Origin of the sequence: Paenibacillus sp. FSL H3-0469 (assembly GCF_038051945.1) — a bacterium.
In the GTDB taxonomy this organism is placed as follows: domain Bacteria; phylum Bacillota; class Bacilli; order Paenibacillales; family Paenibacillaceae; genus Paenibacillus_AQ.
Window position 1 is genome coordinate 4,867,105 of sequence record NZ_CP150302.1, and the last position, 15,312, is coordinate 4,882,416.

Genomic DNA, 15,312 nt, shown 5'->3' on the forward strand with positions numbered 1-15,312 from the left:
CCGGGATCAGCCGCGTGACGGCTACCCGGACAGCCTTGCTTTTTAGATGATGAACAGCATGAAGCGGGAGAACTAATACACTAAGGCTGGAGGGTGATCGTGGTCTCCAGATTCTTCAGATAAGTCCGTTTGCCCAGATTCCCGCGTCCCGGCAGAATGTTGCCGTTACTGTCTTTTTTCTGCCCCGCAATGGTGAAGTCATCGCTCTTAACGGTCAGCGTATACGGCTTGATGGTAATGGTCTTAGGTGTGTTAGCAAAAGGAGGATACAGCTCATTCAGATAGTATTCTGTCTCCGGTTTGCTGTCGTAAAATCCGTATCTATTCGGGTCAATAGAATTGCCCTGGTCGTCTACAAGCTCATAGTACATCATGCTGGCATGAAATTCGCCGGACTGCTCTGCGGATTGCGGCACCTCACCCTGACTGTTCAGAACCAGACGGGTGGATACCGGAGTGACCTTTAATTGCTCGACAGTATAGCTGAAGGCACCCTCTGTTTTGGTGATGTTCGGGGTAACCGTGAGGGCGGTATCCATGATTTTTACAGGTGCAGTGAATGTGAAGGTCTCATTCATTTGCTTGACCTTAGCCTCTACCGTCAGGGTGAATTCATTCGGCAGATTCAAATCGCCCGACAGCTCGGCAAGATAAGCATGATCCTGATAAGGAATATCGCCGAAGGCTCCTGAAGTGAACTTAATCTGCTGCCCGTCAGCCAAGACGGCCGGTGGCTCAATCAACTGCCCTATAGATTCGCCCGAGAAATCTAATCCGCCCTCATGCTCAAGCTGGAAGCTGAGCCGTGTGCCGTCATAGAGCAGATCGGTCAGCTTGAGTGTAACTCCGTTATGGGTTACGCTGAGACCCGGCTGTGACAACATCCCCTGACTTTTTGCAAGCTCAAGCGACTGCGGAGTGGTTCCCTGATAGAGAATGCCGATCCCCGGAATTTTCTTAAGCGTATCTGCCATTGCCGGTGACACGAAGCCTGCGCCCAGAATGCCTGCCCCTAGAACCCCGGCGATGGTGGCGGCGATAGCTGTTTTTTTGAAAATCCCCGGTCTGGCCTTCGATCCTCTTGATCTTGTTATGCTGCTCATTTCTTCCTCTCCAATCTTATTCATAATGATCGTGCTTAACTCCGCTCTTGGCTTAACGGATTCCCGAATATGTTGTTCAATAGCCTTCATCTCACGATGTCTTGTTCGCTCCCGATATTGATCCATGCTTCCTCGCTCCTTTTTGGGCGGCACGCTCCAGCAGTTTTTTGCGCAGCCGTTCGTATTTTTTGCGGATGGTTGTCGCCTTGATTCCCATAATTTCGCTGATCTCCTCGAAGGTGTACTGCTCTACGGCCTTCAGCAGCAGGATGTGGCGCTCCTCTGTGGTCAGACAGGCCATTAGCTCGGAGGTTACCGATTCACTTGACGGGATTTGCTCCTGCCGCTGCTGCTCCTTGTAATGCTCTACTAATCTAAGCCAACGGCTTTGTTTTTTCTTCAAATTGATTAAATGGTGGTAAGCCATTTTGTACAGCCAGGCTGAGAAGGAAGTGCTGCTGCCATAGCGGTGGAGGTTCGCATAGGCGCGGATGAAGATTTCCTGAACGGCATCTTCTGTTTCGGTATGGTCTTTGAGAATATAGAAGCAATAGGTATAAATCTGGCGTTGAAACCGTTTAATGATGATCTCATATGACTGCTTATCTCCAGCCTTCACAGCCTCTACAGCCTGCTCGATCATTAAGCTTCGTTCGTCCGCTTCCCCGGGGACGGTTAATTGCACTTACCTCACCTCCTTTGGTTGGATACCTATATAACAATCGGAATGCCGCGGATTGTGACACAATCTTATACATAAGGGAATTGTGGCTATTAGCCGGTTAGCCGGTCCACACTTGTTTTTATAATTCATACTTGACAGGTATGTTTAAGGGGGTATATGATAACAGCAATCATTCACCGCTAATTAAATGAACAGTGAAAGAATCGTTGTCAACATCATACCTGAGATTTGAGCTGATTGGACCACCAAAGGCTCCCGCTACAGTTCCCGAACAGGGAATGGACCGGGGGCCTATTTGCGTCCCGTGGATGAATAGCAGAGGAGAGAGGGCATGGAGGATAGACAGTGGGAGCAGCTGGAGCAGGCGGATCATCTGTTCCGTAAGCTGGTACGCAGGTTCGTTAAGGAGCGTGACCGCGTATACGTGGAGGGAGTAGCCTTGCCGGGAATGCTGATTCTGCACAAAATCATCCGTGACGGGGAGCAGCGTCTGGGCGATCTGGCGGAGCAGCTTGATTTCACCTCAGGCGCCATAACGGCGCTGAGTGACAAGCTGGAGGCGGGCGGATATACGGTACGCAGGCGTAAGGAGGATGACCGCCGGACTGTGCTGCTGGATATTACCGCCCGCGGCCGGGAGATGGCGGAGCGGAACGGAAACATCGGTGCCAGGTGTATTATGCTTCTGTTCGAGGGCTTTACGGAGGAAGAGCTGGAGCAGCAGAGCCGGTTCTATCAGCGGATGATCGGGAATCTGGAAGGGTTCTCGGAGACGCTGCTGGAGCTGGCCCGGCAGAATGCAGCCATACCCGTTCCCGCAGAGCCTGAACAGAAGCTGCGCGGAGGCACGAAGAGTAATTATCTCAGCTATTGAGAAATGAAGAGAATACCAACCCAATGATGAGGAGAGATAAGTATGGGACATTCCACAATATATCCGACAGGGGCAACCGTATATAACCCGGCTAAGGCATGGAGCGGCTACACGGTATTTCAGGCAGGCGATGAGGGCGTAGTGCTGATCGACATGAGCGGCAAGGAGGTACATCTATGGCAAGGACTGATCGGTTTCCCGGCCAAAATCCTTCCCGGCGGCTATGTCCTGGGCAGCACCGGCAGAAGAGATCCCAAATTCGGCATTCAGGATAATGTCGATCTGGTGCAGGTGGACTGGGACGGCAATGTGGTCTGGAGATACAACAGCTATGAGCAGATCGCGGACCCGGGGGCTGAGCCGCTGTGGTATGCCCGCCAGCACCATGATTACCAGCGGGAAGGCAATCCTGCCGGATACTATGCTCCCGGGCTTGAACCTTCGGTTAACAGCGGGACAACGCTAATTCTGGCGCATAAAAATCTGCATAACCCTGAGATTTCCGACAAAGAGCTGCTGGATGACACGATTATTGAAGTGGACTGGGAAGGCAATATCCTCTGGGAGTGGGCAGCCAGTGATCATTTCGCGGAGCTGGGATTCGACCAGGCGGCGCGCAATGTCTTGTTCCGCGACCCCAATACCCGCTCCTTCGGGGATCTGGGCGGCGGCGTAGGCGACTGGCTGCATATTAATTCTGCGTCTTATGTGGGGCCGAACCGGTTCTATGATCAAGGCGATGAGCGCTTCCACCCGGAGAACATTATCTGGGATGCCCGCGAGGCGAATATTATCGCCATCACCGATAAGCGCAGCGGTGCTATCGTCTGGCGTCTGGGCCCGGACTATTCCCTGCCCGAAGTGAAGCATATCGGCTGGATTATCGGCCAGCATCACGCCCACATCATTCCGAAGGGACTGCCGGGGGAGGGCAATCTGCTTGTATTCGATAACGGCGGCTGGGGCGGCTACGGTCTGCCGAATCCGGCATCGCCGTTCGGGCAGAAGAATGCGCTGCGTGATCACTCACGCGTACTGGAGATTAACCCGGTGACGCTGGAGATTGAGTGGCAGTATACTTCGGCGGAGGCCGGATTCTCCATTCCGACGGATTCCTATAAGTTCTACAGCCCGTATATCAGCTCGGCGCAGCGGCTTGCGAACGGCAATACGCTGATTACCGAAGGCTCCAATGGACGGCTGTTCGAGGTCACGGCAGCGCATGAGCTGGTCTGGGAGTATATCTCCCCGTACACAGACCGCCGCAATACGAATATGGTCTACCGTTCTTACCGGGTACCCTATGCCTGGGTGCCGCAGCTTACGAAGCCGCAGGAGAATGCGATTGAGCCGCTAGATGTGTCCAGCTTCAGGGTACCAGGGGCCGCTCCGAAGGGATCGGATTCGGTCGTGCAGGTAGCGACGACGCTTCCTTTTACAGAGGGGGCAGCCTGTGTAGCCACTACGGATGAAGGCGTCCGGCGGGCCAGGTAGAGACTCAGGCAGGCTTCAGAAATTCATAGACGAAGAGGTGTGTTCTTGTGACAAAATCATGGTACAGCTCAAGCCTTCTGCTCTTATCCTTATCGCTGGTACTGGTGCTCTCCGGCTGCAGCTCCAAGGGAGATGCGGCGGCCTCTGCGGGAGGGGTCAGCGGTACACCGGAGGCCCTGAAGATCAGGATTGCCGATATCAACACGAATCCGACCTTCCGGGTAGCCCTTAAGCAAGGCATCTTCGCAAGCCATGGTATTGATGCGGAGATTATCAACTTCGGGACACCGGCCGAGGGAGTGAATGCGCTGTTCATCAAGCAGGTGGATGTGGCCTTCGGTGCGGACTTCCCGGTGCTGAACGCCGTTGCCAAGGGCGAATATTCAATCATTGCTTCCGCTGGTCAGGCCACGGATCAGGCAGCGGCAGTATGGAAGCTGTACGTCAGAGACGATATTCAGTCTGCCGCGGACTTGAAGGGTAAGAATCTGAGCTTCCTGCGCGGGACGTTCCTGCCGTATCTGTGGGACGAATATCTGAAGGAGCAGGGCATCGCACTCAGCGGTGTGAAGCTTACAGGACAGGGTGCTTTCGACGAAGCCTTCATCGCCCTGAAGCAGGGGGATGTCGATGCCGCCTGGTTCAGCGGTTCAGCGCTGACCGATAAGCTGGCTGCGCTTAAGGGCGTGCATGAGCTGACCGATATGTCGAAGACTCCGGTGCGGCTGGGGATGGGAATCGTAGCCGCGGATGCTTTTGTAGAGGAGCATGGTGAAGGCATTGGAGCCTTCCTGGCAGCGGTGGATGAAGCCTCGGCGTACGTACAGGAGCATCCGGAGGAAGTAGCGGAGCTGATGTACAAGGAAGTGAAGCAGCCGAAGGAAGCAACGCTGAAGGATCTGCCGGCGAATCCGTGGAAGGTGGGCTTCACCCAGGCTGCATACGACAGCCTCGCCGGACAGAAGAAGTATATGGTGGATACAGGGATTATCACACAGGATTTTGACCTTGGCAGCAAGCTGAAGCTGGAGCCGCTGAAGCAGGTGCTGCCGGATAAAGTGACCTACCCGAAATAAATAAAACTACAGGAGGTGCACCATGTCTTTATCTGCTAAACCAGCGGCAAGGCAGCATGCTATTCATATCGAGCAGCTGCGCAAGAGCTACAGTGAACCGGCAGCCGGAGATGTCCACTATATTATTAAGGATGTAGATCTGGTGATCAAGGGCGGAGAATTCTTCGTGCTGCTTGGCCCAAGCGGCTGCGGCAAATCCACGCTGCTGAATATGATTGCCGGGTTCGTCTCCAAGTCTGGCGGACATTTGCGGGTAGACAACATCGAGGTGGATAAGCCGGGCCGGGACCGGGCGGTGGTGTTCCAGCAGGCCGATTCGTCCCTGTTCCCCTGGCTGACGGTGCGCGAGAATGTAGAGTTCGGACTGCGGATGAAGAAGACGGCGAAGGCCGAACGCAGGCGTCTGTCTGACCGCTACATCGGGCTTGTCGGGCTGAACGGCCATGAGGACAAATTCCCGAAGGCGCTGTCGGGAGGAATGAAGCAGCGGGTACAGCTGGCCCGGGTGCTGGCGAATGATCCGGCGATCCTGCTGATGGATGAGCCGTTCGGCGCGCTGGATGCCATGACCCGGCGGACGATGCAGAAGGAGCTGGTGCAGATCTGGCGGGAGACGCATAAGACGGTGATCTTCGTGACCCATGATATTCAGGAAGCACTGCTGCTGGGGGAGCGCATCGGCATTATGTCGGTAGGGCCCTCCTCCAATATTACAGACATCTACGACAATACGCTGCCCTTCCCCCGGGATGTGGCTTCACCTGAATTCTATTCGCTGTATAGCCGGATTCAGAGCCATTTTGAAGAATAGGAAGGGAGGTGATACCTGATGGGATGGTTGGAAAAGAAATGGGTATCCGTATCCCTGCTGTGGCTTGCCGTACTGCTCCTCTGGCAGCTTGGCGCCTGGGTGTATGGTCCGGATATCATTCCCGGGCCGTGGGCCACGGTCCGGGGCGGGCGTGAGCTGGTGGAGGACGGGACGCTGGTGCAATATATCGGGGTCAGCTTGTACCGCGTGCTGATCGGCTGGGTGCTCGGCAGTCTGCTGGCTATTCCGGCAGGACTGATCACCGGCAAGGTGAATGTAGTCCGCCTGTTCGCTGAGCCGTTCCTGAACTTCATCCGCTTCATTCCGCCGATTGCCTTCATTACACTCTTCCTGGTCTGGTTCGGCATCGGGGAGCAGTCGAAGATCGCGCTGATTATGTACGCCACCTTCTTCATTGTGGTGCTGAATACCCTGACCGGGGTCATGTCGGTAGAAGAGGACAAGATCCGTTCCGCACGCAGCATGGGGGCCAGTGAGTGGCAGATTCTGCTGCATGTCATTGTGCCTTCGACGATTCCGTATATTTTCACCGGTGTGCGGCTGGCGATGGGCACCTCCTATATGGCGATTATCGGCGCGGAGATGATTGCCTCGAACGAAGGGGTGGGGTACCTAATCTGGAATTCGCGGCTGTTCTTCCGTACCGACTGGATCTTCGTAGGGCTGATTAGCCTCGGCTTCATGGGCTTCTTCACAGACCGGGCCTTCGGCTGGTTCGGCCGGAAGGTGCTCTACCGCTACGGTGTAGTCAGCGTGGGTGCGCACAGAAGATAAAGGAGCGGATTGGACGGTTAGAAGCAGCGGGATTCGTGATATAATGGGGGAATCTGCAAGCAAGCAGGATGAACAGGAAGGAGCAGTGCCCCAAGTGGAAGTAACCGCACAGGAAGTAGCGGAGTGGATGGTGAAGGAAATCCAATTTACAGGAACCCTGTACCAGACCGCTGCGATTGAATATGTGAAGGCAAACTTCGGTGAACAGTTTGTATTCGTGAATGAGAACGGCAATGCTTCGTTATCCAAGGAAGTGAAAAAGGCGTTTCGCAAGCTGCATGGCGGCAGAATCGCCTGGGACCGCGACGGATTCTTGTGGGCCTGGACCTGAGGCTGAGCTCACAATAAGACCTGAACATAACAAAGGGAGCGTTGCTGATAACAGCGGCGCTCCCTTTTGTATGCAAGTAAGACGTACAATATTTATATCTGCAGCACTTAATAAGAGTTCTTCATTGTAGAGGCAACAAATCTTATACATACTCCAGCATTCCCTTTTCCTTCAGAAGATCGACAATATCCTTCACCGACTGCGCTTTATCCTTGGGGCAGATCATAACGGCGTCCCCGGTATCGGCGATAATGAAGCTGTCAACGCCGATGGTGGTGATCAGCCGCCCGTTGCCATAAATGATGGAGTTGCGGGTGTCGATGCCGACATGGTTCGCTTTGATGATATTGCCTTCATCGTCAGGCGGGAAAATCGCACCGAGTGCGTCCCAGCTGCCGATGTCATTCCAGCCGAACTGCCCGGACAGGACCACTACCTCGTCGGAACGCTCGAGAATGCCGTAGTCAATGGAGATGTTCTGCAGCAGCGGATAGATCCGGTTAAGGGTCTCCTGCTCCTGATCTGTACCGAGTGCATCGCGGAGCGGCAGCATGGTATTGTACAGACGCGGCAGGTAGCGCTTGAAGTTATCGATAATGACTGAAGTTTTCCAGATGAAGATCCCGCTGTTCCACAGATAATTGCCGGAGGCCAGATACCCCTGTGCCTTCTTGAAATCCGGTTTCTCCACGAATTCGGCTACATCATATACATCAACCGGCTTGATTGCGATCGGCTCTTTGTCATAAGCGATGTAGCCGTAGCCGGTGGACGGGAAGGTCGGTTTGATCCCGATGGTGACGATGGCATTACTCTCCATCGCGACAGTACAGGCTTCATCCAGCGTAAGCCGGAACTGAGGCTCATCGGTAATATAGTGATCGGAAGGCAGTACAACCATCAAGGAATCCCCTTCACTCATCTGCTCAATGGAGAAAGCGGCGAACAGGATACTTGCTGAAGTATTCCGGGCCACCGGCTCGATCAGAATATTGCTTTTCTGCACACTGCTGTGCATAATGCTCTCCAGCAGCACCGCCTGAGTGCGGTTCGTTACAATAACGGTATTCTCCTGAGGGATGATGCCCTTGAAGCGTTCGATGGTATCGTTCAGCATAATGTCGTTGCCGCTGATGTTCAGCAGCTGCTTGGGGATTTCCTGTCTGGAGAGCGGCCAGAAGCGGGTGCCTCCCCCGCCTGCAAGTATGGTTGCGTATTTATCCATGATGAGTCACCAGATGGGCAATCGAGAAGGATATAATGCTCTCCGACCCCTGATTGAGGTTCAGCCCCGAGCTGTGAATCCCGTCGTAGCAAGCCCCGGTCTGGGGATCAATCAGGGAGAGCTGCAAGGAATTATTCCCTGTATACCAGGCGTAGCACAGGTCAGCCTGCTGCAGATAAGCAGGGTCTTTCAGCACAACGGCAGCTTCGTCGCAGGCCAGCAGCATTTCGCAGGCTTCAATCGGCTGCTCGTCATATAGAGCGGGAGTCCCGCCGCGCAGCAGCCAGCCGTGGCTGCCGATGGGCTTGTAATAGCCTTCCGGCGCGAAGGTCCGCGAGATCAGGAAATCGAGACTTTCCTTAGCCGTGATTCTCAGCGCCGGATTGCCGGATATCTTGTAGGCTTTGAGCAGCGCCCAGGGCAGCATGGAGTTGCCATACGTAAGGCTGTCTTCATACCAGTTCCAGCCTTCGCCCTTGGTGAGATTGTATTGGTCATTCAGCCGGACGGCAACAGATTCTATAAGTTCTGTGATGAAGGCTTCGGGCAGGAAAGCCCGTTCTTCTTCTGTGCTTGGTGTATGCGGATAAGGGAAGGAGTAGGTAAGCGCTCCGGGAGTCCCGGGCAAATAGCTGAGTCCGATCACGGCATACGCCAGAGCCCGGGGAGACCGCAGGCCTCCGATATGCGGCAGCGCCTGGTTGATCAGATAACGGCAGGTGTTCAGCAGATTGTCCGGTAGAATGGAGGAATAGGAGAGTACGAAGCCCAGCGCCCAGAGGGTGCGCCCCTGACAATCCTCAGAGCCGCGCTCCTCCAGGAAGGAACGGCTATAGTCCATGAAGTTCCTGAAGTTACCTTCTTCAGTCTGTGCATGGTGGACAAAAGAAAGGTACGTATGAATCAGGTCAAGGGAGGCGCTGTCCTGATTTTTTTTGTACATCAGAACGGCTGCAATTAGAGCCCGCGCATTGTCATCGGTAGTGTAGCCCTTGGTACGGTCGGGAATCCCGAATTTGGTATGCTGGAAAATCCCCGTATCATCGGTAATCCGGCGCATATAGTCCGGTTTGAACTGAAGCGCTGCGGATGTCTGCATCAAATCACACTCCGGCCAGCCGGGATGGAGAGGGCTATTTTATCCTGAAAGATGGCTGCATAGGTCTTCGCAACCTCACTCCACATCATCGTACTGCCAAGCTCCTGTGTACGTTGCTCCATATCCTTGACCTTGGCCGGATCATCCAGCAGCTCCAGAATACAGGCTTCCAGAGAAGCTGAGTTGCGGAATTCCGCCAGCAGCCCGCGGCCTTCAGCAAGCATCTCTTCGGCATAGCGGTAGGGGGTAGAGATTATTACTCGGCCGTAGCCGACACCGTAAGCAAGAGTGCCGCTGACTGCCTGATCCTTGCCCAGATAAGGAGTCATATAGATATCCGACATCACCAGCGACTGGATAACCTCTTCCTGGGTCAGCAGTTTGTCGACGAACAGTACATTATTGACCAGGCCCAGCTCGTGCACCAGTTCGGTCAGCTTTTGCCGGTAGACTTCACCTGTCTCCTGCTTAACGACCGGATGGGTCTTGCCCCAGATAATATAGAGCGCATCCGGATGCTGCTTCACTACTCCGCTCATCGCCTCAATTGCATATTCGATACCCTTGCCCGGACTGAGGAAACCGAAGGTAGAGAGGATTTTGCGGTCTCCGAATTTATATTGGATCTTCAGCTCTGCACGGGTAGCAGTCTGGACAAAAGGCACCCCGTGGTGAATGAAGGCGATGTTGGCGGCGTTGATATGATAGACAGAAATGAGATCATCTACAGTGGACTGGGCCATGGTGACCACCTTGACACTTCCCGCGGCGAGCCGGGTAATGATCTGATGCTGCTTGGGTGTAGGCTTGGTTAATACAGTATGGAAGATGACCACATAAGGGACTTGAAGCTCCTCCGTGAACTGCAGCAGATATTCGCCGCTCTCCCCGCCGTAGATGCCGAATTCATGCTGAATGACGAGCAGGTCGGTACCCGACTGATTGATTTCCCGGGCTGAATCTATATAATCAGATAGCTGATGCTGGTTGATTTCCCTCATGACCTGATCCGTATAACGGTAATTTCCGTTGTTGTTCATCGCTATGATCCGCGGTTTGTTGAAGCCCTCAAGCTTCGTGAACTCATCCAGCAGATCCTGGGTGAAGGTTGCAATTCCGCATTCTCTCGGCAGGCTGGTGGACAGGAATACGATGTTTTTATTACGGTTGCTGTGGTTCATGATAGAGCCTCCCTATTGATAATCGTAATTTGGGGACAAAAAAAGAAAATAAAGAGGACTTTATTTTCCGGAGATGAGTGGTATGAAATTTCGTTTCTGCAATTTATTTCCTGAACCGACTATAACATGACCATTTTATCTTGTCAATTTATTGACTCTCCTAAAATCTCCAGATATAGTAATGTAGGAGGTGTATGGATGCCAGTCATTCGCAGTAAATTAAGTGAGGTTATGGAAGAGCATGACCCCAAATTATCGATCCGCAAGCTTGCCAAAGACATTAACTACCATTTTGATTCCGTCCGGCGGATGTACAAGGATGAGATGGTGCAGTATCCCCGGGATCTGCTGTTAAAGCTCTGTACCTACTTCAATATTCAGCCTGGGGAATTGATCCGGATGGAATCAGATGAGAACGATTGGGCAATAGATAAGGCAAATGAATATGAGGAGGAAGGCAATGACAAGGAGCCCGGCAATGGCAGCAGCCTGTAGCGAACTGCTGGATACCTTTTACGCCAATCTCCGTACCGTACACGTGGAGAAGCTGGTCTTCTCCGGTGTAGGCGGGCGTGATGTATACAATATAACGGCCCCTTTCCCGCATGACGGGGAGGAGGTCATACTGGGAAGAGTTGAGGAGCGCGACAGTGAGTTCTCTCAAGTCTTCTTTTTTACATCCCGAGGGGACGGGGTGTGGGTTCCCAGGGCACATACGCATACCTATAACCTGCAGGACCCCTGTGTCACCCGGATTAAGGGCGAGCTGATTGTCGGCGGAGTTGAAGTCATTACGGCCGGGGATCATCCGCCGCAAATCGTCTCCTGGGTCACGCAGTTCTACCGGGGGTACCGGATCGATTCGATGCACCACTTCGCCTCCGGTCCGGAGATGATGAAGGATATCCGGCTGATAGAACTGCAGGATGGGAGAATCGGTGTGCTTACGAGGCCGCAGGGAGAGCGTGGCGGCAGAGGGCAGATCGGCTTCACGGTTATTGATTCACTGGAAGAGCTGAATGAACAGACGCTGGACGAGGCAGACATTCTGCAGCATCAGTTCGTGCCGGAAGAGTGGGGCGGAGCCAATGAAGCCCATCTGCTTAAGAATGGCCATGTGGGGGTACTTGGGCATATTGCCTGCTTTGACCCTCTAGGGAAGAAGCATTATTACGCTATGGTCTTCTCGCTCGATCCGGACACCTTCGAGACAACTCCGGTCAAAATCATTGCAGCCCGCAGCGATTTCCCGGTTGGTCCAGGCAAACGGCCTGATCTGCAGGATGTCATCTTCAGCGGCGGACTGCTACGCGGAGCGGCCGGGCGGGCGGTGTTGTCTGTAGGCGTCAGCGATGCGGAAGCTTACAGAATTGAGCTTCCTGATCCTTTTGCCGAATACGAAATGTGATCCTCACTGGTTTGACTAGATTCTATGGTCATGGTACACTTTGTTTGACAAGAATTTATGGTCAAAGAGAGCGGGAACCAAGCAATGAGTACATTTATTCAATTAATCAATCGTACATCGGAAACAAAGTCCAACCTGAATGCAGCAAGAAAGCAAGGCCGCATACCGGCTGTACTGTACGGCATTGGTAAAGATACTCTCAGTCTTGAAGTGAACGAGAAGGAACTGCTGGAGATGCTGAGAACGAATCCGCGGGCGATTCTGCAGGCGAAGCTGTCGGATGGAACGACCCTTCCGGTAGTGGTTCAGAACATTCAGAAGCAGTCGATGTCCGGTAAAGTGCTGCATGTCGATTTCCAGCATGTGAATATGAGCATCAGTATGGACAGCAAGGTTACGATTCATTTTGCAGGCGAAGCTGCGGGTGTCAAAGAAGGCGGCGTACTGCAGGTGGAAATATATGAAGTAGAAGTCCGCTGCATGCCGGGAGTTCTGCCGAAATCGATGGAAGTGGATATCAGCGGCCTGGCCATCGGCGACCAATTGCTGGTGTCTGATCTGATCTTCAAGGATGGAATTGAAGTGCTGACTGATCCGGGCACAGTCATGATTCAGATCAAGACGGTCCATGAAGAAGCACCAGAACCGGAAGTCACTCCGGCTTAAATACAGATTGACGAATAATAGCCTCTTCGGGCAGAACTACTCGGAATTCATGATGATATCATGACTCCGGTTACGTCTGCTGGAAGGGGCTTTTTGTTATTGTTTGGGTTGAAGCTTACATGTGGTAGGTAGCCGAAAAGGCAGCTTAACGTTCGCTTACACCGGCACTTCCCGGGTGCTTGATTCCATCGGCGAGCTGCACAGCGGACACGGCTTCGAGGTTAGGTGCTCCTCAGCTCCGCCCGCCTTCTTCCGGGTCCAGCCCGGGCAGGCTTTGCCGGTGCACTTCCAGACCGGGACAGTATGTGTTCGCACTGCGGCTGAACCCGGGGCGCTGCTGCGGGTTACAGGCGTTCTGCCCGGGCTGCTGGCTCCGGCAACTGGAGCCGGTGCCTGCGGGCGTGCCGCCGAGCGGAAGGCCGCGAGCATGAAGCGCGAGACCTCTGCCTTCTTGCCCCGATGCCTGGCGGGTGAGCTGATGAACAGCTCCTCCTTGGCCCGGGTAACGGCCACATAAGCGAGCCGGCGCTCTTCTTCCAGTGCGGCAATGCCCGCTTCGGCTGCGGCCCTTGCTGCGCCCGGGCTGATCACCTTGACCGAGGCCTTCACTGGCTTGCGGTCCTTCACGCGGTTCTCCTCCAGAGCGGAGCTATGCGGCAGAATACCTTCGGAGGCTCCGATCAGGAAGACTACGGGGAACTCCAGCCCCTTGGATTTGTGGATGGTCATCAGCGCCACCCGGTTGCCTTGCTCCTTCAGCCCCGGCTGCCGGTTCTGCATATTGCGCTCTGTTACATTGTCGATGAATTCGAGGAACAGCGGAATCGTAGCGAACCGCTCCGCCGAGGCCTCCAGCTCATCGAGCATTTCCTTCAGCGTCTCCCGGTGCAGTGTAGCCTGATGGCGCTCACTGCCTTCGATGAAATAATCGTAGAATACGGTGCGGATCTGGCGGATCGCTTGTAGCGGTGTCAGCTCCCGCAGGCCGCGGATCAGGTCCAGCCGCTCGCGCAGCTTGACGCCCTTGAAATCCTCCATACCCGGCATGGACAGCAGATGAATCAGCGGGCCCTGCTTCGCCTGCACCGCCTCCATGCGCCGGATATGCTCCATTCCCTTGTCCCGGTTCAAGTAGAGTGTCGGCAGAATATTCTCCATGGCGGCGAAGTCGCGGCGGTTCACCGACAGGCGCAGGTGATCCAGCACCGGAGAGATCAGCCAATGCTCATAGAGCAGTTGGCCTTCTCCATAATCTATATAAGGAATATCGTGCAGCAGCAGCAGCTCCAGGACCGCCCGGTTGCTGCTTGTCGCGCGGTATAACAGGGCGAAATCACGGTATTCCCGGGTTCCGCTCTGAGTCTCACGCTCAATATGCTCTACAATCTGCGCGGCCTCGTCATCTGCCGTCAGCGGACGCAGATAACGGGGCGGAAGACCGCTACTGCGGGCGGCCTGCAGCGTCTTGGCGCGGCGCCGTGAATTATGGCGGATGATGCCGTTGCCCAGCCCGATGATTGCCGGGCCGGACCGGTAGTTGATATCCAGCGTAATCACCTTGGCCTGCGGATACAGCTTCTCGAACTCCAGGATGAACTCGCTGCGGGCTCCGTTGAAGGAATAGATTGTCTGGTCATCGTCGCCGACTACCATCAGATTATCCTGCGGTGCAGCAACCATCTTCACCAGCTCATATTGCAGCGCATTCGTATCCTGGAATTCATCGACCATCACATATTGATACTGCTGCTGCAGCTCCCGCAGCAGCGCAGGCTGTTCACGGAGCATCTGGTAGGCGAGCAGCAGCACATCGTCGAAATCGATTTTGAAATGATCGGTCTTCCACTGCTCGTACAGAGCAAGGATAGCCTTCATCTCCTTCTCTGCTTCTGTAGTCTCCGGCAGCTGTGCAGGCAAGCCCATGTTCATCTTCCAGGCGGAGAGCAGACTGAGCAGATTCTCCGGCGGATAGGCATCCTTCGGCAGTCCCAGCTCACGCATAATCTGCTTCAGCAGAATATGCTGGCGGCGGGTCTCGCTGAAAATATCCTGTCGCAGCCCCTGCCGCCGCAGGAAATAAAGAAAGAACGAGTGGAACGTACGCGCCGTAAGGCGCGCGGCATCCCCCTCGTTCACCCCGGGCAGCAGGGCGATCCGCTCGCGCATCTCTGCAGCTGCCTTGCTGGAGAAGGTCAACAGCAGCAGACGTCCGGGAGCGATGCCGCGCACAGACAGCAAATACCCGGTTCTGCAAATCAGCACCGAGGTTTTGCCGGAGCCGGCTCCAGCCAGTGTCAGCAGCGGCCCGAGATGATGGCGCACCGCCGAGATCTGCGGCGGATTGAGCAGAATGCCGCCTGCCTCCAGCCGCCTGAAATAAGCCGCATCGCTGTCCCCCGGCTGAACCGTCTCCCGGCTCGTCCGGGCCGAGGCTACCTTCGCCTGGGGGATATTCTCACCGCTGGCTCCCAGCGGAATATTATGAAATAAGAGCTTGTTCATTATGTTCACCTTCGTTTGCTTCTGAATGCGTAATCAGTCATGCGGTTTTGGCCAGTATACAC

General features: G+C 54.4%; 15 protein-coding genes. 9 read left to right on the forward strand and 6 right to left on the reverse strand.

Features of this window, described 5'->3' with window-relative positions; all coding sequences use genetic code 11:
• Nucleotides 1–80: 80 nt before the first annotated feature.
• Together NSS83_RS21485 and NSS83_RS21490 are read right to left on the reverse strand one after the other, a co-directional pair.
• Nucleotides 81–1,229, reverse strand: coding sequence for a DUF4179 domain-containing protein (locus NSS83_RS21485; RefSeq protein ID WP_341346437.1), 1,149 nt, complete (start codon nucleotides 1,227–1,229; stop codon nucleotides 81–83).
• Nucleotides 1,195–1,788 carry an RNA polymerase sigma factor gene (locus NSS83_RS21490; protein WP_341182941.1) on the reverse strand — a complete coding sequence of 198 codons (594 nt, stop codon included), beginning with the start codon at nucleotides 1,786–1,788 and terminating at the stop codon, nucleotides 1,195–1,197. Before NSS83_RS21490 ends, NSS83_RS21485 begins: the two co-directional genes overlap by 35 nt.
• Before the next feature lie 331 nt (nucleotides 1,789–2,119).
• On the opposite strand from NSS83_RS21490, the gene NSS83_RS21495 reads away from it, so the two are divergent.
• The 6 genes from NSS83_RS21495 to NSS83_RS21520 all read left to right on the forward strand — a co-directional run bounded on the left by NSS83_RS21495 (nucleotide 2,120) and on the right by NSS83_RS21520 (nucleotide 7,169).
• A complete protein-coding gene (locus tag NSS83_RS21495; protein ID WP_341182940.1) occupies nucleotides 2,120–2,662 on the forward strand; it encodes a MarR family transcriptional regulator in 543 nt (180 codons plus the stop codon).
• 42 nt (nucleotides 2,663–2,704) lie between these two features.
• The gene (locus tag NSS83_RS21500; protein WP_341346438.1) at nucleotides 2,705–4,156 is read left to right on the forward strand and encodes an aryl-sulfate sulfotransferase; all 1,452 of its coding nucleotides are present in this window, start codon (nucleotides 2,705–2,707) and stop codon (nucleotides 4,154–4,156) included.
• Nucleotides 4,157–4,203: 47 nt separating this feature from the next.
• Entirely contained in the window at nucleotides 4,204–5,232 is a 1,029-nt protein-coding gene (locus tag NSS83_RS21505; RefSeq protein ID WP_341346439.1) for an ABC transporter substrate-binding protein, read from the forward strand.
• Nucleotides 5,233–5,254: 22 nt separating this feature from the next.
• Nucleotides 5,255–6,043: an ABC transporter ATP-binding protein gene (locus NSS83_RS21510; RefSeq protein WP_076155565.1), complete on the forward strand. Its 789-nt coding sequence runs from the start codon at nucleotides 5,255–5,257 to the stop codon at nucleotides 6,041–6,043.
• Nucleotides 6,044–6,061: 18 nt separating this feature from the next.
• Nucleotides 6,062–6,838, forward strand: coding sequence for an ABC transporter permease (locus tag NSS83_RS21515; protein WP_341182936.1), 777 nt, complete (start codon nucleotides 6,062–6,064; stop codon nucleotides 6,836–6,838).
• A 94-nt stretch (nucleotides 6,839–6,932) separates the two neighbouring features.
• Nucleotides 6,933–7,169, forward strand: a complete 237-nt coding sequence (locus NSS83_RS21520) for a hypothetical protein (protein WP_341185160.1) — start codon at nucleotides 6,933–6,935, stop codon at nucleotides 7,167–7,169.
• A 142-nt stretch (nucleotides 7,170–7,311) separates the two neighbouring features.
• Here the strand turns inward: NSS83_RS21520 and NSS83_RS21525 are convergent, their stop codons facing one another.
• From NSS83_RS21525 to NSS83_RS21535, 3 genes are read right to left on the reverse strand one after another with little or no spacing between them, the layout of a single operon-like run.
• Nucleotides 7,312–8,394 (reverse strand): mannose-1-phosphate guanylyltransferase, encoded by a 1,083-nt coding sequence (locus NSS83_RS21525; RefSeq protein ID WP_341182935.1) that lies wholly within the window; start codon nucleotides 8,392–8,394, stop codon nucleotides 7,312–7,314.
• Nucleotides 8,387–9,493, reverse strand: a complete 1,107-nt coding sequence (locus tag NSS83_RS21530; RefSeq protein WP_341346440.1) for a glycosyltransferase — start codon at nucleotides 9,491–9,493, stop codon at nucleotides 8,387–8,389. The genes NSS83_RS21525 and NSS83_RS21530 overlap by 8 nt, the downstream gene beginning before the upstream one ends.
• On the reverse strand, nucleotides 9,493–10,674 hold the full coding sequence (locus NSS83_RS21535; protein ID WP_341182933.1) for a glycosyltransferase family 4 protein: 1,182 nt from the start codon (nucleotides 10,672–10,674) through the stop codon (nucleotides 9,493–9,495). Before NSS83_RS21535 ends, NSS83_RS21530 begins: the two co-directional genes overlap by 1 nt.
• A 198-nt stretch (nucleotides 10,675–10,872) precedes the next feature.
• Here NSS83_RS21535 and NSS83_RS21540 point away from each other — a divergent pair, with 198 nt between their 5' ends.
• The 3 genes from NSS83_RS21540 (at nucleotide 10,873) to NSS83_RS21550 (ending at nucleotide 12,748) form a co-directional block, all read left to right on the forward strand.
• Entirely contained in the window at nucleotides 10,873–11,169 is a 297-nt protein-coding gene (locus NSS83_RS21540; protein ID WP_063829030.1) for a helix-turn-helix transcriptional regulator, read from the forward strand.
• The gene (locus NSS83_RS21545) at nucleotides 11,153–12,082 is read left to right on the forward strand and encodes a DUF1861 family protein (RefSeq protein WP_341182932.1); all 930 of its coding nucleotides are present in this window, start codon (nucleotides 11,153–11,155) and stop codon (nucleotides 12,080–12,082) included. The genes NSS83_RS21540 and NSS83_RS21545 overlap by 17 nt, the downstream gene beginning before the upstream one ends.
• Before the next feature lie 84 nt (nucleotides 12,083–12,166).
• Nucleotides 12,167–12,748 (forward strand): 50S ribosomal protein L25, encoded by a 582-nt coding sequence (locus NSS83_RS21550; RefSeq protein ID WP_341346441.1) that lies wholly within the window; start codon nucleotides 12,167–12,169, stop codon nucleotides 12,746–12,748.
• A gap of 156 nt (nucleotides 12,749–12,904) precedes the next feature.
• Here NSS83_RS21550 and NSS83_RS21555 read toward each other — a convergent pair whose 3' ends face one another.
• A complete protein-coding gene (locus NSS83_RS21555) occupies nucleotides 12,905–15,250 on the reverse strand; it encodes a UvrD-helicase domain-containing protein (protein ID WP_341346442.1) in 2,346 nt (781 codons plus the stop codon).
• Between the last annotated feature and the right edge of the window lie 62 nt (nucleotides 15,251–15,312).